Consider the following 19,493-nt stretch of genomic DNA (forward strand, 5'->3'; position numbering starts at 1 on the left):
AAGCCGTGCACCCTACGAACCGCGGACGTGTTCGACCGGGTTAGGCAAGCTGCGATCCCCACCCATGCGCGCATCCCAGTTGTTGGCGGGCGGCGGCTCCGTCGACAGCGGCTGGGTGGCATGGCGGTCGTAGATCGCGATCCACCCCGGCATGCGCGAAGGCTTCTCCTGGCTGACGCCGGTCATCTGCTGAAGCGTCGACGGATCGGCCACGTTGGCGCTTGAAAAACGCACCAGCCGATCGAGCTTCGGATGCTGCAGGTCGAGGATCGAGGCCACCATCACGAGCGGCGCGGCGGCATACAGGTGGTAGCTGAGCGCCTTGCCCGCGCGCGCCACCTCGAGCGGCAAGGAGCCGTCCGCCTGGATCTGGCCCATCGCGTGATCGAACATCGTGCGTCCCCAGGCCAGGTAGCGCGCCTCGCCCGTCACGGCGCCGGTGGCGGTGATGGCCAGGCCTTCCCAGTAATAGTGGTTGTTGCGCACGCCCTTGTGCGCGTCCGAATGGGCGATGGTGAGATCGGCGAGCCGGCGCAGCCAGGCCTCGATCGCCTGGCGCTGGGCCGGTGTCGCCGCGGCCTGCACGCGCGCATAGCTCAGGGCGAGGCCGGACAAGGTCCATTTGCGCGTGTACCACGACTGGTTCGTCGTCATGGTGCCGAGCATGCCGCCGCCATCGGCCCAGGCCTGGAGCCAGCCGAGGGCGCACTGCGCATCCGCCGGCTTGCGCTCGCGCTGCCAGGCATTGGCGGCGCGCGCGACGCCGTCCAGGTACTCGTTGACGGGTTTGACCGCGGCCTCGTTGCGGGCCTTGAGCACCGGGTCGACGATGGAATTGTGCTTGTCGCTGTAGTAGCGGTTGGCGTCGATGTCGCGCACCACGGGCGGCGGCGCCTCGCAGGCGGACGCCGTGCCGTGGACCAGCGTGGATAGGATCAAGGCGGCCAGCGCCGGGCAGATGGTGTCTTGCATCGGGTCTCCTCGCACTTTTGGAAAACGTTTAACCTATTGTAAGCAAGGTCGTGTCGCAAGTAAACAAGGACCATTCGGGAGTGAGCTGCTCGACTTTTTCATGTGGCATGGATATGCTCGAAGCTCACGCAAACGCGGCGCCCCGGCGGCCTTACTGATGCCCGACAAGCAAAATGTCCCTACTCCGATCAACCGCCTGACGGCGGCAAAACGCCCTGCGGTTCGCTTAGCGATCAGGGTCTTGGTCCTCTTCTGCGCACTGTTGATCGGTGCCCAGGCCTGGAGTATCTGGATGGCACGCGAGACTCGTCTTGCAGAGAATGCCGCATCGACATCGAACATGGCCGGCGCCCTTGCCGCACAGGCGGAAAGTACCGTCAGGATCGTCGATACGGTGCTGGCCGGCGTGGTTGAACGGGTCGAGCACGACGGGCTTGCCTCCTCTTCTTCCGACCGCCTGCGCCTGCACCTGCGCAATATGGTGAGCGAAGTCAGCGAACTCCACGGGCTCTTCGTCTATGGGCCGGACGGAACCTGGCTGGTCAGCTCTCTCGATCGGCCGATCGCCGGCAACAACGCCGATCGCGAGTACTTCCAGTATCACCTCAAGCACAAGGACCGCCGTGTACATGTCGGCAAACCGATCCGCAGCCGTTCGACCGGCGTGTGGATCCTGCCGATCTCGCGCCGCATCGACAATCCCGACGGCAGCTTTGCCGGGGTGGCCCTCGGCACAATCAAGATCACCTTTTTCGCCGACCTCTACGACAGCTTCGACGTCGGCCGGGACGGCGTCGTGCTGCTCATGCTCGACGATGCGACCCTGGTCTACCGCCGTCCCTTTACTGAAAAGCTGATCGGCACCAGTCTCGCAGGCGGACCGATCTTCCAGATGTACAGGGACCAGAGGCCGGTGGGCACGGCGATCCTGCGCTCGAAAGTGGACGGCGTGGTACGCATGTACAGCTACCGCCACCTGGACCGGCTGCCGCTGATCGTGGCGACGGCCCGTTCCAAGCACGAGATCCTCGACGAATGGCAGCAGTCGACGATGCTGCTGGCGGGCGGCACCTTGCTCGTCGTGGTGATCCTGGGAGGCATCGGCTCGCGCCTGGTGCGCCAGATCATGATCCGCGACCAGCTGGAAGCCGAACTGCGCATCGCCGAAGAACACCTGCAGGAGCGTAACCAGGAGCTGACCGTGCTGGCGACCAACGATGGTCTGACCGGCATCGCCAACCGCCGCCATTTCGACGATACGCTGGCGCGCGAGATGAACCGCGCGGCGCGCACCAGCGTGCCTGTATCGCTGATCTTGCTGGATGTGGATTTCTTCAAGAAGTACAACGACCGCTACGGCCACGTGGCCGGCGACGACTGCTTGCGCCAGGTGGCCCACACGCTGCGCAAGAATCTCGGCCGCCCGAGCGACCTGGCAGCGCGCTACGGCGGCGAGGAGTTCGCCGTGATCCTGCCCGGGACCGGCGAAGTGGGGGCGCGCTACGTGGCCGAGCGGTTGCGCCTCGCGATACTCGACCTGAACCTGCCCCATGCCGACAACCAGGGCGGGTTGGTCACGATCAGCGCCGGGGTGCGCACCTACCATCCCGACGCCGGCGACGTCCAGGAGCCGGGCGACCTGCTCACCCAGGCCGATGCCCTGCTCTATCAGGCGAAGGCGAGCGGGCGCAACCGCGTGTGCGGCGACCTCGACGGCACGGATCCGACACAAGCCGCCTTCGCGGGATAAAAAAACCGCCTGCGATGCAGGCGGTTCCTCTTGTGCCTCAAACCATCTTAGTAACGGTTTGGGTTGTTCGGACGGGCGTCATGGCGGTTCGGGACGCCGTCGCCGTCACGGTCGCGGCGCGCCATGCGGTGGTCTGCGCGGACCCAGCCGCCGCGCTCCAGGTACCAGCCGTTGCGGTCCTGGCGCCATTCCGGACGGTGGTAGACGTAGCCCGCACGCACTTTCTCGTAGTGACCGCGCTCCCACACATAGCGGCGGCCGTTCCAGCTCCAGTAACCCGGCACCCATTCGTAGCCGCGGCGGGCGGCGGGGATCGATTCATGACGCAGCGGCGGCGGCGCCTTGTGCACCACGATCACTTCGGTGCGGCCCTGGGCCTGCGCCTGGACCGGCGCGAAAGCGGCAGTGCTGATCAGGACAGCTGCGGTGGCGGCAAGAATGCTTTTCATGGTGTTTCTCCTTTCGGTTGGTGTTGGACACACTATAGCCAGCCACAACCGCACATGGGAGAAATGAAAAACCTGCTTACAAGGGATACATTCCGCACTGGAAATGTAACTGCCGTATTCCAGAAAGCAAAACAGCCGGCGCAGGGCCGGCTGTTTCGAAGGGAAGGAAACCTATTAGTCCAGTTTCCAGGCGTAGTCGACCTTGGCCCAGGTCTGGGCCGGTGCGCCGTCCTTGGTGCCCGGCTTGAACTTGCATGCGGTCAGGCCTTTCAGCGCTGCGCGGTCCAGGTTCTTGAAACCGCTCGACTTTTCCAGCTTCGACTCGGTCACGGTGCCATCGGCGCTCACCAGGAACGATGCCGAGGTGGTGCCCTGCTCTTCGTTCATCAGCGACGCTTTCGGGTACTCGACCGCGCACTTCTTCGGATCGAAAGTGGCCGGCACTTCGGCGGCGAAGGTAGCGCCGGCGGCGGTGGCGAGGGTCATTGCTGCGATCAGTTTCACGGTCAGGTTTTTCATAATTTCCCCAATAAGGTTTTGATAAAGGTTGGCAGTCTCACTGCATGCCGGCCTTGATGCCGGCTATTTCTCTCTTAGAATTCTTCCCACTCGTCGCTGGCGACGGTGGCGGCCTTCTTCGGCTTGGCCGCGGGTGCTGCGTCTTCCTGCGCCGGAGCTGCCGGTGCTGCTGCGGCTGGCTTCTTCGCGGCCGGCTTTTTCAGGGCCGGGGCCGGACGCTTGGCGGCTGCGGGACGCACCACCACGGCGGTGCTGGTCGCTGCAGGCGCCGAGGTGTCGGCCTGGTACTGCTCGCCCTCGGTCAGCTTGAAGATGCTGACGACACGGGCCAGTTCGCTCGCCTGGTCTTGCAGGCTCTGCGCTGCCGCAGCGGCCTCTTCCACCAGGGCGGCATTTTGCTGGGTCATGCTGTCCATCTCGATGATCGACATGTTGACCTGTTCGATACCTGCGCTCTGCTCGGCGCTGGCGTTGGCGATCTCGCTCATGATGTCGGTCACGCGGCGCACGCTGGCCACCACTTCGTCCATCGTCACGCCGGCCTGGCCGACCAGCTTGCTGCCACGCTCGACCTTCTCGACGGAGTCGCCGATCAGGGTCTTGATTTCTTTCGCTGCCGCAGCCGAACGCTGGGCCAGGTTACGCACTTCCGATGCCACCACCGCGAAGCCACGGCCCTGTTCACCGGCACGCGCCGCTTCCACCGCGGCGTTCAGCGCCAGGATGTTGGTCTGGAAGGCGATGCCGTCGATGACGCCGATGATGTCCGAGATCTTGCTGGCCGAGGTGTTGATCTCGCCCATGGTGCCGACTACTTGCGACACCACTTCGCCACCCTTGCGGGCCACGTCCGATGCGGTCGCCGCCAGGGCGTTCGCTTCACGGGCGTTGTCGGCGTTCTGCTTCACGGTCGAGGTCAGTTCTTCCATCGCCGAGGCGGTCTTTTCCAGCGAGCTGGCCTGCAGTTCGGTACGCGAGGACAGGTCGATGTTACCGGCGGCGATTTCACGCGAGGCAGTGCCGATGGTTTCGGTGCCGCGGCGCACTTGCTCAACGATACCGACCAGGCTGTTGCGCATTTCTTTCATCTCGACCAGCAGGCTGCCACGGTCCGACGATTCGGTTTCGATGGCGATCGACAGGTCGCCGTGGGCGATGCTGCCGGCGATCTGGGCGGTGTAAGCCGGTTCGCCACCAAGCTGCTTGCGCAGGCTGCGGGCGATCAGCCAGGCCATCACGACACCGATGGCGACGGCGACCAGCAGCAGGACGATCATGAAGTTACGGGCGTTCTGGAAGGCGGTCTCGGCGTCGGCCTTGCTCTGGGCGTTCTGTTTTTCCTCAAGGATGGCCAGCTGGTCCAGCGCGTCCATCCACTTCTTCTGCACCGGACGCACTTCGCGGATCATCACGCGGGTAGCGTCCATGGCGTTATTCGCCAGGTACAGCTCCGAGGCCTTGGCGATTGCCGGCATGGCGGCAGCTTCGGATTCCTTGATCTGGGTCAGCAGCGCTTTTTCCTTGTCGCTGGCGTGGGCCGCGAAGATCGACGACAGCTTCTTCTGCGCATCGTCGTACTTCTTGGTCTGTTCCTTGAACTTGACCATTTCCGGCTCCATGTCGGCCGGGTCGGTCATCAGGGTCAGGACGCGCAGCGAAGCGACGCGCTCGCTGACGTTGTTGCGCATATCGATCACGAGGCCGGTCGAGACATTGCTGACGCTGACCACACGGTCAAGGCGGTCCTGGATCTGCGACATGCGCACGATGCCCAACACCGTGACTGCAACCAGCAGCGCCAGCACCAGCGCAAAGCCGAGTGCGAGGCGGGTACCGACCTTCAAGTTATTCAAAAAAGCCATGCTCGTGTTCTTCCCTGTATCTATTGATCGAAATTCGCCCGGATTCTGGCGCCGTGCGACGCGTATGCCGTAATTGTTTGTGATTTACGACTATTTCCGACAGGATAAATCAAAAATTCTGACCGGAAAGTCGGAAATCGACTGCAGCATCCGAACTGTTTCAGCTCAACAACAGTGTTGATGTTCAACAAGGCAGATTATGCTTGTAGTCTTTCCATAGAGCAAGCTTGATACACGGCATCGGTATAGAAATTGCAATTGTTTGTATCTATTTGCCGACAAGAAACAAAAAAGGCGCACCGAAGTGCGCCTTTTGCAGGAAACATAGTTGTTCGGAATCTAATTTATGCGGCCACCGGCATACGTGAAGCCGCCTCGAGCAACAGCGCCGGGTCGCCAGCAGCGAGACGTTTCGGGTCCGACAGCATCTGGCGGAAGGCGCGTGCTCCCGGCAGGCCGGTCATGATGCCCAGCATGTGGCGTGTGATGCTGTTGAGTTTCAGGCCGTATCCGCCGTACAGGCGCAATTGTTCCGCAATATAGGGAATCATCGCTTCCAGCACCTGCACCCGGGTTTTCAGGGGCGCAGTCGTGTCGCCATAGAAGCGGCGGTCCCAGTCCGCCATCACCCAGGGGTTGTGGTAGGCCTCGCGGCCCAGCATCACGCCGTCGACGTGCTCCAGGTGCAGGGCGATCTCGTCGTCGGTTTTCACTCCGCCGTTGATGATGATCTCGAGCTCGGGGAAATCGCGCTTGAGCTGGTAGGCCACTTCATAGCGCAGCGGCGGGATCTCGCGGTTTTCCTTCGGCGACAGGCCCTTGAGCACGGCGTTGCGGGCGTGGACGATGAAGGTGCTGCAGCCGGCATCGGCGATGGTGCCGATGAAGTCGCGCACGAAACCGTATTCCTCGTTGTAGTCGATGCCGATGCGGTGTTTCACGGTGACGTCGACCGAGACCGCGTCGCGCATGGCCTTCACGCAGTCCGCCACCAGCTGCGGCTCCTGCATCAGGCAGGCCCCGAAGGCGCCCTTCTGCACCCGCTCCGAAGGACAGCCGCAATTCAGGTTGATCTCGTCGTATCCCCACTGCTCGCCCAGTTTCGCGCTTTTCGCCAGGTCGTGCGGGTCGCTGCCGCCCAGCTGCAGCGCCACCGGATGCTCGCTCCCGTCAAAGCGCAGGTGGCGCTCGACGTCGCCGTAGACCAGGGCGCCGGTGGTCACCATCTCTGTATACAGCCAGGCATGTCGGGTGATGTGGCGATGGAAGACGCGGCAATGGCGGTCGGTCCAGTCCATCATGGGGGCAATACTGAGCGTTCTTTTACTGTATTTCATATTTCTGCTAATTTTCGTGGCCGGCATTCAAGGACACCTTGGCGCCCCGAGCGCGATACCTGCGAGATATCGCAGCACGAGGCTAGTGACTGAACGAACGCAACAGCCGTATGAGCTCATCAGGCTGATAGGGAGCGGGGATATATGCATCCGCGCCGCTCGCGTAGCCGCTTGCCATGTCGGCACTCGTAATGAACGCCGCGGAAGTCCGGATGACCCGCCAGTCACGCGTCGCCGGATTGTCCTTGATTCGCCGGCAGACGTCCCGACCATCGATATCCGGGAGCCGGACGTCGAGTATCAACGCCGGACCGTACATCTCGACCATCTGGAGGGCTTGCGGCCATTGCAGGCTTCGCGGACCGTGAAGCCGGCATTCCTCAGGAGTCGTGTTTTCGCATAGCGGGCTGCCTCGTAATCTTCGACATTCAGGATAAAGGCAGAGGACACGTCGGCTCCTTGGAAGGGATGCTATTGTAACCTGCGGTGGCCGGGCGGGTGCTGGCGCCCGCCGTTTTGCCGGCGCCGCGCCGCTATTGCGGGGTCTTCCAGGCCCGAAGGCTCGACAAGACGGTCAATAACTCTGCCGGCTCCACCGGCTTCGCGACGTGCATCTGGAATCCCGCCGTGAGCGCGCGCATCCTGTCCTGTACGCGGGCATACGCGGTCAGCGCCACTGCGGGAACGCCGGAGCGGCCCAGTTCGCGTTCGCGCTTGCGCAGTTCCGCGATGAACTCGTATCCGTTCATTTCTGGCATGCCGATATCGCTCACGACGACGTCCGGCCGGATGCCATCGAACAGCGTCAATGCTTCGTTCGCATTAGAAGCGGTCTCGACTAGTGCATGGGCGCTCAGCAAGACGGATGCGAGCATATTGCGCGCGTCATCATCGTCTTCGACCAGGAGAATGGTTGCGCCTCTCAGCCCGAACTCTTCGGTATTGTCCGGAAGCGGGGGCCCGGGATCCGCGTCCAACGTCGTCCCGGATGCGGCATGCGCGCCCTTGACTGCCGCCAGTGGCAGCGTCACCGTGAACGTCGAGCCCTTGCCCAGGCCCGGGCTCGACGCCTGTACGTAGCCGCCATGCAGCTCGACCAGTTTCTTGACGATGGCGAGACCCAGTCCGAGGCCGCCCTGTTTGCGGGTGGACGTCGGGTCGACCTGCGTGAAGGTATCGAAGATTGTTGGCAAGTGTTCAGCTGGAATGCCGGCGCCGTTGTCGCTGACGAGGATCTGGACGTTGGACTCGACTTTCTTCAGCGCGAGCTGCACCTCGCCCCCTTTCGGCGTGAACTTGACCGCATTCGATACCAGGTTCCACACGATCTGCTGGAGCCGTTCCGGGTCGCCCGTGATCGGCCCGGCCGAGGGGTCCAGCACCGACCGCAGGCTGATGTTCTTTGCCTGGGCCGCGGGCCGCAGGGCCTCGAGCGCCGCATCGACCGACAACTGGGGCGAAAACAGCTGGACGTTCAGGCGCAGCTTGCCATTGACGATGCGGGAGATATCGAGAAGATCTTCGACGATCTGAGCCTGGCTGCGTGCATTCCTTTCGATCGTGGCAATTGCGCGCTCCTGCATGGCCGGGTCCAGCTTGCCGGAGGTCAGCATTTGCGCCCAACCCAATATCGAGGTCAGCGGCGTGCGGAGTTCATGAGAAACGGTAGCGAGGAACTGATCCTTGGCCTCGTTGGCCCGGGCTGCTTCTTCGTACAGCTTCTGCTTTTCAAGCGCATCGAGCTCGGCACGGCGCCGCGCGAACAGCGCTTCCTGATACAGGGAAGCCTTGTTCAGGCCGATCGCCGCCTGGGCTGCGAGCGTTTCCACGAGACGTTCATGGCTTTCCGTGAAGCGGTCGGGCTCTTCGTGACCGAAGAAGAGCCCGCCTACGACTTCGCCGTTGCCCAGGCTGACAGGTACGGCGAGATAGGAGCGTACCGGCAGGTGGCCGGGCGGCATGCCGTGATGGGGTCCCATCTTGCCGTAACGCGGATCGGAACGGATGTCGCCGCTGCGAATCGCCCCCTCGCCGCGGAACGTCGGGCCGAACAGATGGGTTGCCCGGGGCAGCGGAAACTGGCTGAAGTGCTCTTTCGGCACGCCCGCGATCGTATACAAGGTATAGCTTTCGCCCCCCTCGTCCCGGACGTTGTAGAAGAATGCGCCGAACTGGGCGCCGGTCAGCCGTGTCGCCGCTTCCGTGACCGCTTCCACGATCTTTTCATGGCTCAGTTCCTGGAGGATCAGCGAGCCGATCGCGTGCAACGCTTCCCGTTCACGTTCCTGCTGAAGCCGGGGACGGGCATCCTGCACCTCGATCACCGTCCCCACCACCTTCCCGTCGCGGCGCACGGGGCTGGCGGTGAAGTAGACCGGATAGAAGGAACCATCGCGGTGTACGAAGACTTCCTCACCCTGTTCCTGCAAATTGGCGGGAGCTGCGCGGTCGATCGGGCAATCTTCGAGCGGATAATGCGAGCCATCCGGCCGGGTGTGGTGAACGAAATTGTGCAGGGCCGAGCCTTGCACTTCCTCCAGACGGTAGCCGGTAAGCTCCTCTGCCGCAGGATTCATGTAGACGCAACATTGTCGTTCGTCCATAACGAACAGTGCGACCGTCGCGTTATCGCAAACGTCCTGCAAGTGGGAGAGGAGGATGGGGCGAATTGGTGCGGACACGGAGCAGCTTTTCCGGTTGAGCGGCAATTATACATACGCACTCCCGCCGCCCCGGTTCCGTTCACGCTCTGCTGTTCACAGCGTTTGCCAGGCGCGGCAGGCGGACGGTAAAGGTACTGCCCATCCCCACGCCCGCACTGGCTGCCGTGATCGAGCCGCCATGCAGCTCCCTCATGGTCGGGGCGGCGCCCCGGCGTCGAACGGATATTCTGCCGATCTCGTTGCGGGCCCGGCAAATACAATGTGGCGCAGAACGTCTCTCTGGACTAAGCTGCTGAATACGCATACTCTTATGTTATATTTCTCTGTATCAATATTCCGTGCGCAGACACTGTTCTGACATCCTTCTTCTTCCTGACCGCATCCATTTCGCCCATGAAAAAAACCGTCCTGCGCCCGACCGCCTTCGTTCTGGTGTCGACCAACCACGGCAGCATGCTGGTGAACCGTCACGATTACCGCACCGTACCGGGCGGCGCCTATGGCGTCGGCTACCAGCTGATGGAGACCTCGTCCTTCGATCATGAGGAAGTGGATATCGCGATGCAGCTGCTCGAATCGCGCCGCAAGAATTTCGGCGACGGCGTGATGGCGATCGACTGCGGCGCCAACATCGGCGTCCACACGATCGAATGGTCCCGCCTGATGTTCGGCTGGGGCAATGTGATCGCCTTCGAGGCGCAGGAACGGGTGTTCTATGCACTGGCCGGCAACCTCACCCTGAACAACTGCTTCAATGCCCGCGCCATCTGGGCCGCAGTCGGCGCCGAAGAAGGCTCGATCCGGGTACCGATGCCGAATTACCTGGCGCCGGCAAGTTTCGGCAGCCTGGAGATCAAAAAGAGCGCGACGAACGAGTTCATCGGCCAGCACATCGATTACTCAGACAGCAAGACCCAGCCGACCCAGATGCGCAGCATCGACAGTTTCGGCCTGCAGCGCCTCGACTTCATCAAGATCGACATCGAAGGCATGGAAATGGATGCGCTGATGGGGGCGCGCGAGACCATCGCCCGTTGCAGGCCGCAACTGATGATCGAGAAGATCAAGTCCAACGAGACCGAGATCACGGACTTCCTGAAGCAACGCGGCTACACCATCTTCCCGCTCGGGATCAACCTGCTGGCGGTGCACGAATCCGACCCGGTTGGCAAGGAAATCAGCGTCGGCTGATCCCCGCCCCCAAAAAATGACTGGCGCCCGCAGGACGGGCGCTATTCTTTACCGCTCTGCCTTTTTCTATGACGCTTGCCCGATCAGCGCAAGCAGGCCGCTGCGCACCTCTTCCCGCACGGCGCTCCAGTCGTTCAGGGCCTGCTGGCGCATCAGACGCACACTCGGATACCAGGGGCTGTCGCGGCGCTCGCGCATCCAGCGCCAGTCGGCGACCCGCGGCAACAGGATCCAGACCGGGCGCCCGAGCGCTCCGGCCAGGTGGGCCACGCTGGTGTCGACCGACACCACCAGGTCGACCTCGTCGCACAGGGCCGCGGTATCGGTGAAGTCGTGCAGCAGCTCGGAGAAGCAGCGCACGTCGGGACGCGCGACCATCGCCTCGCGGTCGGCATCGCGGATGTCCTTCATCAGCGAGACGTAGTCCGGTCCTTCCGGCAGCATGGCCGCGAATTCGGAGAAAGCGATGCTGCGGCTGGCGTCGTTGCCGTGCGTGGGATTGCCGCTCCACACCAGGCCGACCCGCGGCGCGCGGCGTGGGCCCAGGACGTCGGCCCACTGCGCGCGCCTGGCCGGATCGCTTTCCAGGTAACGCGGGAAGGCGGGGATCGTATCGACCTCCATCTCCAGCGCGAGCGGGATGCTCATCATGGGGCACCAGTAGTCGGCAGGCGGCAATGCGGCGCCGCGCGGCAGCACCTCGCTCACGCCTTCAAGCGTGCCGAGCAGGCCGACCAGGGCGCGCTGGACCTCGAGGACCACGGTCGCGCCGCGCGCCGCCAGCATGGGCGCGAAGCGGGCGCACTGCAGGGTATCGCCCAGGCCCTGTTCGGAACCAAGGACGATGGTCTTGCCCGCCAACGGCTGGCCGCGCCACAAGGGCAGCTTGAAATCGCGCTGGTCGATCGAGTTCTCGAAATGCACGGTCTTCCAGCGCCATTCGTGGTCGATCCAGCCCTGCTTGAAGTGGCCATGCTCCAGCTGCAGCAGGCTGCGGTTCCAGTAGGCGCCCGCCAGTTCCGGGTTGCGCTCGATCGCCGCGTTGTAGTCGGCAAGCGCACGCTCGTAGCGGCCGCAGGCGGCGTGCACGGTGCCCCGGTTCAGGTAGGGCTCGGCGCGCGCCGGATCCAGGGCGATGGCCTGGGCATAGCCGGCTTCGGCGTCCTCGTAACGCTTCATGTCCAGGTAAACATTGGCCCGGTTCTGGTGGGCCGTGTTCAGGTTCGGCGCAAGTTCGAGGGCGCGCTCGTGGGCCTCGAGCGCCTCGTCGAGGCGCTTCATGTCCTTCAGGATGGTGCCGCGCAGGTCGTGCGCGTGGGCGTCGTCCGGTTTCAGGCGCACCGCCATGTCGGCGCTGGCCAGGCCGGTCGCATAGTGCTTCAGCGAGCGCAGCACCGCTGCGCAGCCCTTGTAGGCCTCCTGGTAATCCTGCTTCAGCGCGAGCGCCCGTTGGGAGTCGGCCAGGGCGTCGTCGTAGCGCTTGAGGTGCTGCAGGACGGTCGACCGGTTGTGGTAGGCGCGCGCCAGCTGGGGATCGATGTCGATGGCGCGTCCGTAGCTGGCGAGCGCGGCGTCGTGCTCGCCGCGCGCGTGCTCGGCCACGCCGCGGTTGAACCACGCGTCGGCCGAGTGCGGATCGACGTGCAGCGCGGCGTCGAAGCAGCTGATCGCCTCGCCATAGCGCGCCAGGTCCTTGAGCGCATTGCCGCGGTTGTTCAGCAGGTCGACGTTGTGCGGGGCCAGCCCCAGCGCGCGCTCGTAGCTGTCCAGCGCTTCCTGGGCCCGCCCGAGGGCGCGCAGCACGGTGCCGCGGTTGTTGAGGGCCTCGATGTCCTCGGGATGGGCGGACAGCGCCAGGTCGTAGGCCTCGAGCGCTTCCTGGTGGCGTTCCATCGCCTGCAGCGCATTGGCGCGATTGTAGTGCAGGTCCGGGTGGTCGAAACCGAGCTCGAGCGCGCGACCATAGCTGGCGAGCGCCTGCTCGTGCTGGCCCATCTCTTTATAGGCATTGCCCAGGTCGAGGTGGGCGGGGGCGACGTCGGGATTGATGGCCAGCGCCGAACGCAGGAAGCCGGCGCCGCCGTCGTAGTTGCCGGTCTGGATCGCGATGATCCCGACATGGTGCAAGGCGCCGAAGTGGCGCGGCGCCAGGCGCAGGGTCTTCTCGTAGCAGTGCATCGCCTGTTCGATCCGGTTCTCGCGATGGAAAGCGAGTCCGTCCGCAAACATGGCATTTGCCTGGTCCTGGACCTGCCCGGCCTGGGTGGAGGAAGGAATCATGGGATGCATCCTGTTCTAGATAGTGGTGAGCCGGCTGCCTCGGCAGCCGTGGTGACGCTATATAGTATACGGGCAGCTAGTTTCCGCGTGGCAAAGAATCGCCGCAAGATTTGACATTCTTGTTGTGCGTGCCCGACATGTGGTCAAAGGGACAAAAGAGATGGTCCAGAAAAAATATTTAAAGAAATTTCCGTGCGGCATTTAATGAACTGCGGAAACTGGTCGCCTTGTACTTGTGAGAGCGCGAGATACCGCTGCTCCAATTGAATCCAACCATTATCAGGAGCGTTATCATGCTGAGCCTTCACACCAACGTTGCAACCCTCGCAGCACAGAATTCCCTGAGCAAGACCCAGAGCTCGCTGTCGACCTCGATGACCCGCCTGTCGACCGGCTTCCGCATCAACTCGGCAATGGACGACGCCGCAGGCCTGCAGATCGCAACCCGCCTGAAAGCACAGACCAGCGGCATGGCCGTGGCAATGCGCAATACCCAGAACTCGACCTCCATGCTGCAGACCGCTGAAGGCGCGCTGGACGAAGTCAACAACATGCTGGTCCGCATGAAAGACCTGGCAACCCAGTCGGCCGACGCATCGTCGAACACCGACGACAAGAAAGCCATGCAGGCTGAATACGACAATCTGGGTAAAGAAATCCAGAACATCATGACGAACACCAAGTTCGGCGGCCAGACCCTGCTGAAAGCCGGCACCGTCGCTTCGGCCATGACCTTCCAGATCGGCTCGGACAGCTCGGAAACCATGTCGCTGAACCTGAGCGCAGACATGGGCGCAACCGGCGCCGTCTTCACCGCCCTGGGCAGCGCCTCGATCTATGCCGGCGCCACCGCCAGCACCGCGACCGCCGGTACCGAACTGACCGGCGCGGCCACCGCCACCATCAACCTGCTGTCGACCGCGATCGACAAGGTCAGCTCGGTGCGTTCGAGCCTGGGTGCAACCGCCAACCGCCTCGACCACGTGTACAACAACCTGGCCAACATCAGCTCGAACACCAAGGCCGCAACCGGCCGCATCATGGACGTCGACTTCGCGACCGAAAGCGCGAACATGACTTCCAAGCAGATGCTGATGCAAGCCAGCACCGCAATGCTGAAGCAGACCAACAGCATGTCCTCGATGGTCATGTCGCTCCTGCAGTAATTTTTCCTCCTGGGCACAAGCTCAGGTAGTATCAAGGGGCCGGCCGGCAACGGTCGGCCCCTTTATCTTTTGGTAGACCGTCATGGCCAGCATTCCGTCCATCGTTCCCCTCCTCCCGCCGGCCACGCCGCCGCTGAACGTCGGCGCGGTGGCCGCCGCCGCGCCGGTGGCGCTGGCGCCCTTCGACGCGGGAGACCCGCCCCTCCCCAGTTCCCAGCTGCTGCCGCAGGCGCCCGCTGCCGTCACGCCGGAGTCAAGCGGGGAAAGCGCCGCCATGCGTCCCGACCAGGTTTTCCTGGCGCGCCAGATGAGCTACCCGGCGGCCGACGGCCAGCGTCTGGCGGCATCCTGGCGTTCGATGGTGCGCAGCTATGGCGACCAGCTGGCCGACCGCGCGCTGCGCATGCACGTCGGCCAGCTGCCGCCCGCGGTGCTGGCGGCCAGTCAGGAGGGACGCATCCTGCGCCAGCCGGATGGTTCCCTGCCGCCGGACGCCTGGCGCTTCACCGTGCATGCGGGCGGCGCGCGCGACCAGCACCTGGATGTCATCCAGGACGAGGCCGACGGCCCATCCGGACGGCGCCGCCATGCGCGCGCGGCCCTGCGGCTGGAGCTGGAACTGGACGACGGAACGAAGGTGGTGCTGCAGGTCGAGCCGATCCCCGGCGGGCTGGCGCTGGAATTGTGCGCCCCCGATGCGCCCTCGCTTGCGCGCCTCAAGGCGCTGCAGCCGGTGCTGGAAGACGCCGTGGAACGCGCGGGCCTGAAGGTGCTGCGCTGGCGCTACCGCGACCGGCTGCCGCTGGCGCCCTCGCATGCGCGCCTGCAGGCGGGCGACGTGGTGCAGGTCCTGACCTTGCCGGTGTTCCGCGCGGTAGCCGAGCTGGCGCTGGCGCTGCCACGCGAAGGCGCGAAAGACGGCCCCGAAGTGAAATAGGATTTCAAAAACGAAGCCCCGCTGAAATATTCTTTCAGCGGGGCTTTTTCTATTTCAAACGCGTTTAACCGACCGTGCCGACGATGGAGACGTCGCGGTTCTCCGGAATCTCGTTATACGAGAGCACGTGCAGGCCCGGCGCGAACAGGCGCGCGTAACGCGCCAGCAGCGGGCGCACCTGCGGCAGCACCAGCAGCAGCGGCGGCGTGTGCTGGCCCTTCATCTGCTCGCGCGCGACCGGCATATTGATCTGCAGCTGGGACAGCAGCTGCGGGTCGATCGGGTAGTTATCGAGCGCCACCTTGCCGCCGCCGTTCTGGCGCGCCTGGTTGAGCGACCCGAGCAGCATGTTCTCGAGTTCGGCCGACAGGTTAAAGGCCGGCATGTCCTTCTTCTTGCCGAACAGGCCGGACACGATCTGGCGCCGCAGCGCGCAGCGCACCTCGGCCGCCAGCAGGATCGGGTCCTTGGTGGTCTCCGAACTGTCCAGCAAGGTGGTGGCGATCACCACGATGTCCTTCAGCGACACGCCCTCCTGCAGCAGCACGCGGAACACGCGCAGCAGCTGGGTGTGGGACAGCGCCTTTTCCAGCGCGCCCGCGAGCTTGGGCGACAGGGCCGTGAGGCGCTCGATGATGGCCGGCACGTCTTCGTGGCGGAACAGCTCGTGCAGGTATTCGCGCACCACCTTCGAGGCATGGGTCGCGATCGCGCTCGGCACCTCGACCACCTGGTAGCCCAGGCCCAGGGCGTGGCCCTTCTGGTCCGGGGTGATCCAGGTGATCGCCATGCCGTAGGCCGGCTCGATGCCCGGGATGCCATCGAGTTCGCCGTAGACGTTGGGCGACGGGATCGCCATCAGGTGATCCGGCATCACCTCGGCCTCGGCCACCACGGTGCCCGACAGGCTGATCGCGTACTGGGACGGGCGCAGGGCCAGGTCGTCGCGCACCGAGATGGCCGGCAGCAGCATGCCCATCTGCTCGGACAGGCTCTGGCGCACGCCCTTGATGCGTTTGGTCAGCGGCTCGCCCTGGGCCTTGTCCAGCATGCCGACCAGCTTGTAGCCCACCGCCACCGCCACCGGCTGCACCACCGGCAGCGCCTGCCAGTCGAGTTCCGGCGCGCGCTCGTCGCGCAGCGCCGCTTCGATCGCGGCGACGCCCGCATCGTCGGGGGCCTTGACGCGCTTGGTGAGCTTCCAGCCGACGTAGCCGACCACGCCCGCGAAAATGAAGAAGGTCAGGGTCGGCATGCCCGGCACCAGGCCGAGGATGACCATCACGCCTGCGGCCGCGAACAGGACGGTCGGCTGGGCCAGCAGCTGGCCGCCGACCTGGTGTTCGAGGTCGCCCGACTCGCCGATGCGGGTCACCAGGATCGCGGCCGCGGCCGACAGCAGCAGCGCCGGGATCTGGGCCACCAGGCCGTCACCGATGGTGAGAAGCGCATAGACCTTGAAGGCCTCGCCCAGCGGCAGGCCGTGCATCAGGGCGCCGATCGCGATGCCGCCCACCAGGTTGATGATGAGGATGAGGATCGAGGCGATGGCGTCGCCGCGCACGAACTTCGAAGCGCCGTCCATGGCGCCGTAGAAGTCGGCTTCGGCCGCCACGTCCTTGCGGCGCTGGGTCGCCTTGTCCTGGTTGATCAGGCCCGCGTTCAGGTCGGCGTCGATCGCCATCTGCTTGCCGGGCAGCGCATCCAGGGTGAAGCGCGCCGACACTTCCGAGATACGTTCCGCGCCCTTGGTCACCACGATGAAGTTGATGATCATGAGGATCACGAACACCACCAGGCCGACCACGAAGTTGCCGCCGATGACGACGTTGGCGAAGGATTCGATCACATGGCCGGCCGCGTCCGGACCGTTATGGCCATTGAGCAGCACCACGCGGGTCGAGGCCACGTTCAGCGCCAGGCGCATCAGGGTGGTGCCGAGGATCACGGTCGGGAAGACCGAGAAGTCGAGCGGCCGCTTGGCCGAGACCGAGACCAGGATCACGATCAGCGCCAGCACGATGTTGAACGTGAACAGCACGTCCAGCAGCACCGGCGGCAGCGGCAGCATGATCATGGCCAGGAGCGCGATCAGGAAGACCGGCGCCGCGAACTTCTGGCGTTTCAGCTCCGCGATGAAAGCGTTGAAATTGGCAAAAGGACTCATGCAGAAACCTCACTCAAATGCGATGGAACGACGACTTCATTGGGGAACCGCGGGGGCGCGTTGCGCCGGCCGGCACGGAAAGCGTTCAGTTGTAATACGTAGTTCAATACCTGTGACACGGCCTGGTAGAGCTGCGCCGGAATCTGCTGCTGGACCTGGCTGGTGTTGTAGATCGCGCGCGCCAGCGGCGGCAAGGTCAGGGTCTCGACCTTGTGTTCGAGCGCCACGCGCTTGATGTATAGGGCCATCTCGTCCACGCCCTTGGCCACGACGAAAGGCGCCTCGGCGCGCTTGGTGTCGTACTTCAGCGCCACCGCGTAGTGCTCGGGGTTGACGATCACCACGTCGGCGGTCGGCACGCTCTTTCTCACGCTGCGCTGGGCCAGCTGGTTCTGCAGCTGGCGGATGCGCTGCTTCACCTCCGGCCGGCCTTCGCTGCTCTTGTGTTCCTCCTTGACTTCCTGCTTGCTCATCTTCTGGTTCTTGTTGAACATGAAGGACTGCACCGGCACGTCGATCAGGGCAAAGGCGATGAACACCGCCACCATGGCCATCAGGCCGTCCAGCATCAGGTTCGCGCCGCCCGCCAGCGCATCGCTCAGGGGCAGGCGCTGCAGCTCGAGGTAGGCCTTGTAGCTCGAGGTGCACACGTGGTACAGCACCAGGCCGAGCACGATGGCCTTGGCGGTGCTGGTCGCGAAACCGACCCAATGCTGCTGTCCGAACAGCTTGCCCAGGTTGCTGACAGGGCTCAGGCGGCTGAACTTCGGCGCCAGGTTCTTGCTCGAGGCCACCAGGCCGCCCGGGAAGACACCGGCCGCGATGATCGCCACCGGCACCACCGCAAGCGGCAGCAGCATCTTCGCCATCAGCAGCAGCGCCGTCATGAATACCGTCGACATCGCATGTTCCATCGCGCCCGCCTCGCCAAGCGGCACGAACACCATGCGGAACAGGGTGCGGAAGGATTCCAGGTAGCCCGGCAGCAGCATGGCGAACAGCTTGAGGCTCACCAGGATGCCCACCGCCGTCGCGAGATCGCGCGAACGCGCGACCTGGCCCTCGTCGCGCGCCTTCTTGAGCTTCTGCGCTGAGGGCTTTTCTGTCTTGTCGCCACCGGTGCCACTATCGGCCATGCGCCATCCTCATCTGCTCTTGCAGCATCTCCAGGATCTGGTTGACCATCGCGACGTAGTGATCGGGCACGAAGCGCACCACCTGCACCAGCATCAGGAGACCGAACACCGTCACCAGCGAGAAGCCCAGCGAAAACAGGTTCAAACTCGGCGCGACCCGGTTCAGGAAACCGAACCCGATCTGCACCACCATTGTCGAAAACACGATCGGCAGCGCCAGCAGCACCGCCGCGGAAAACACCCAGGCCAGGTTCAGCGCGATCGCCTCGAGCAGCATCGGCGCGAAGCCTGCGCCCACCCGCCAGGCCCTGAAGCTCTGCCCCACCACACCCATCAGCACCAGGTGGCCGTCGATCCCGAAGAACACCAGGATCGCCAGCAGCGACAGCAGGCTGGAGACCACGTCCGACATCTGGCCGTTCACCGGGTCGTTCATCTGGGCCATCGAGAAGCCGACCTGGCTCGAGGTCAGGAAGCCCAGCATGCTGATGACGGCCATGGTGAACTGCAGGGCCAGGCCGAGCACGCCGCCGATCACGGCCTGCTCCATCATCGCTACGACGCCCGCCAGCGAGAAGGCATCGGGCATGGCGCCGCCGCTCGCCTGGGTCATCGGCAGCATCACGAAGCTGAGGGCCACCGCAAGCAGCGCGCGCAGCGGCATCGGCACCGAGCCCTCGCCCAGCACCGGGGCGGTGCTGAGCAGCGCCATGATGCGGCAGAAGGGCCACCACAGCGCATTAATCAGGGGCAGCAGGAAGCTGACCAGCTCCATCGGTTCGCGCTGCGCCCTAGGTCGCGAGCGTGGCCGCGCGCTGGAACACCGACACGCAGTAATCCATCAGCGTGGTCGTCATCCAGTGGCCGGCGACGATCACCGCCAACAGGGTCACCACAAGGCGCGGCAGGAAGCTCAGGGTCTGTTCGTTGATCTGGGTAGCGGCCTGGAACAGGGCCACGATCAGGCCCATGAGCAGGCCGGGCACCACCAGCACCAGGACCAGCAGCATCACGATCTGCAGGGCTTCGACCACCAGGTCGACAGCGACGTCGGGACTCATGTC

At 64.2% G+C, this 19,493-nt stretch carries 16 protein-coding genes; 4 read left to right on the forward strand and 12 right to left on the reverse strand.

The genetic code is table 11. From position 1 onward, the window contains the following. Positions 1 to 12 precede the first annotated feature (12 nt). Positions 13 to 972 carry an alginate lyase family protein gene (locus NX780_RS11680; RefSeq protein WP_258828037.1) on the reverse strand — a complete coding sequence of 320 codons (960 nt, stop codon included), beginning with the start codon at positions 970 to 972 and terminating at the stop codon, positions 13 to 15. 292 nt (positions 973 to 1,264) lie between these two features. On the opposite strand from NX780_RS11680, the gene NX780_RS11685 reads away from it, so the two are divergent. Further along, positions 1,265 to 2,722 (forward strand): sensor domain-containing diguanylate cyclase, encoded by a 1,458-nt coding sequence (locus tag NX780_RS11685; protein ID WP_258828038.1) that lies wholly within the window; start codon positions 1,265 to 1,267, stop codon positions 2,720 to 2,722. A 47-nt stretch (positions 2,723 to 2,769) separates the two neighbouring features. On the opposite strand, the gene NX780_RS11690 is transcribed toward NX780_RS11685, so the two are convergent. From NX780_RS11690 to NX780_RS11710, 6 genes are all read right to left on the reverse strand, one after another. Next, positions 2,770 to 3,171, reverse strand: coding sequence for a YXWGXW repeat-containing protein (locus NX780_RS11690; protein WP_258828039.1), 402 nt, complete (start codon positions 3,169 to 3,171; stop codon positions 2,770 to 2,772). A gap of 174 nt (positions 3,172 to 3,345) precedes the next feature. Next, positions 3,346 to 3,690 carry an energy transducer TonB gene (locus tag NX780_RS11695; protein ID WP_258828040.1) on the reverse strand — a complete coding sequence of 115 codons (345 nt, stop codon included), beginning with the start codon at positions 3,688 to 3,690 and terminating at the stop codon, positions 3,346 to 3,348. Between the two features lie 74 nt (positions 3,691 to 3,764). Then, a complete protein-coding gene (locus NX780_RS11700; protein WP_258828041.1) occupies positions 3,765 to 5,552 on the reverse strand; it encodes a methyl-accepting chemotaxis protein in 1,788 nt (595 codons plus the stop codon). Between the two features lie 344 nt (positions 5,553 to 5,896). Continuing rightward, on the reverse strand, positions 5,897 to 6,889 hold the full coding sequence (dusA, locus tag NX780_RS11705) for a tRNA dihydrouridine(20/20a) synthase DusA (RefSeq protein ID WP_258828042.1): 993 nt from the start codon (positions 6,887 to 6,889) through the stop codon (positions 5,897 to 5,899). Between the two features lie 82 nt (positions 6,890 to 6,971). Then, positions 6,972 to 7,217 carry a response regulator gene (locus NX780_RS25320; protein WP_370663602.1) on the reverse strand — a complete coding sequence of 82 codons (246 nt, stop codon included), beginning with the start codon at positions 7,215 to 7,217 and terminating at the stop codon, positions 6,972 to 6,974. 205 nt (positions 7,218 to 7,422) lie between these two features. Further along, the gene (locus NX780_RS11710) at positions 7,423 to 9,570 is read right to left on the reverse strand and encodes a hybrid sensor histidine kinase/response regulator (protein WP_258828043.1); all 2,148 of its coding nucleotides are present in this window, start codon (positions 9,568 to 9,570) and stop codon (positions 7,423 to 7,425) included. A 375-nt stretch (positions 9,571 to 9,945) separates the two neighbouring features. On the opposite strand from NX780_RS11710, the gene NX780_RS11715 reads away from it, so the two are divergent. After that, entirely contained in the window at positions 9,946 to 10,743 is a 798-nt protein-coding gene (locus NX780_RS11715) for an FkbM family methyltransferase (protein ID WP_258828044.1), read from the forward strand. Positions 10,744 to 10,809: 66 nt separating this feature from the next. Here NX780_RS11715 and NX780_RS11720 read toward each other — a convergent pair whose 3' ends face one another. Continuing rightward, complete coding sequence (locus NX780_RS11720) at positions 10,810 to 13,023, reverse strand: tetratricopeptide repeat protein (RefSeq protein WP_258828045.1); 2,214 nt, start codon at positions 13,021 to 13,023, stop codon at positions 10,810 to 10,812. A 293-nt stretch (positions 13,024 to 13,316) separates the two neighbouring features. Between NX780_RS11720 and NX780_RS11725 the strand changes: the two genes are divergently transcribed. Further along, complete coding sequence (locus NX780_RS11725) at positions 13,317 to 14,189, forward strand: flagellin N-terminal helical domain-containing protein (protein ID WP_258828046.1); 873 nt, start codon at positions 13,317 to 13,319, stop codon at positions 14,187 to 14,189. Positions 14,190 to 14,271: 82 nt separating this feature from the next. Further along, a complete protein-coding gene (locus tag NX780_RS11730; protein ID WP_258828047.1) occupies positions 14,272 to 15,126 on the forward strand; it encodes a hypothetical protein in 855 nt (284 codons plus the stop codon). Between the two features lie 64 nt (positions 15,127 to 15,190). Here NX780_RS11730 and NX780_RS11735 read toward each other — a convergent pair whose 3' ends face one another. The 4 genes from NX780_RS11735 to fliQ are packed head-to-tail and all read right to left on the reverse strand — an operon-like array spanning position 15,191 to position 19,490. After that, positions 15,191 to 17,293, reverse strand: coding sequence for a flagellar biosynthesis protein FlhA (locus NX780_RS11735; RefSeq protein WP_258828048.1), 2,103 nt, complete (start codon positions 17,291 to 17,293; stop codon positions 15,191 to 15,193). After that, the gene (flhB, locus tag NX780_RS11740) at positions 17,290 to 18,429 is read right to left on the reverse strand and encodes a flagellar type III secretion system protein FlhB (RefSeq protein ID WP_258828049.1); all 1,140 of its coding nucleotides are present in this window, start codon (positions 18,427 to 18,429) and stop codon (positions 17,290 to 17,292) included. The genes NX780_RS11735 and flhB overlap by 4 nt, the downstream gene beginning before the upstream one ends. Beyond that, on the reverse strand, positions 18,419 to 19,204 hold the full coding sequence (fliR, locus tag NX780_RS11745; RefSeq protein WP_258828050.1) for a flagellar biosynthetic protein FliR: 786 nt from the start codon (positions 19,202 to 19,204) through the stop codon (positions 18,419 to 18,421). The genes flhB and fliR overlap by 11 nt, the downstream gene beginning before the upstream one ends. Positions 19,205 to 19,220: 16 nt before the next feature. Continuing rightward, complete coding sequence (fliQ, locus tag NX780_RS11750) at positions 19,221 to 19,490, reverse strand: flagellar biosynthesis protein FliQ (RefSeq protein WP_258828051.1); 270 nt, start codon at positions 19,488 to 19,490, stop codon at positions 19,221 to 19,223. Positions 19,491 to 19,493 lie beyond the last annotated feature (3 nt).

This window comes from Massilia agri, assembly GCF_024753255.1.
GTDB classification, from domain to species: domain Bacteria; phylum Pseudomonadota; class Gammaproteobacteria; order Burkholderiales; family Burkholderiaceae_D; genus Telluria; species Telluria agri.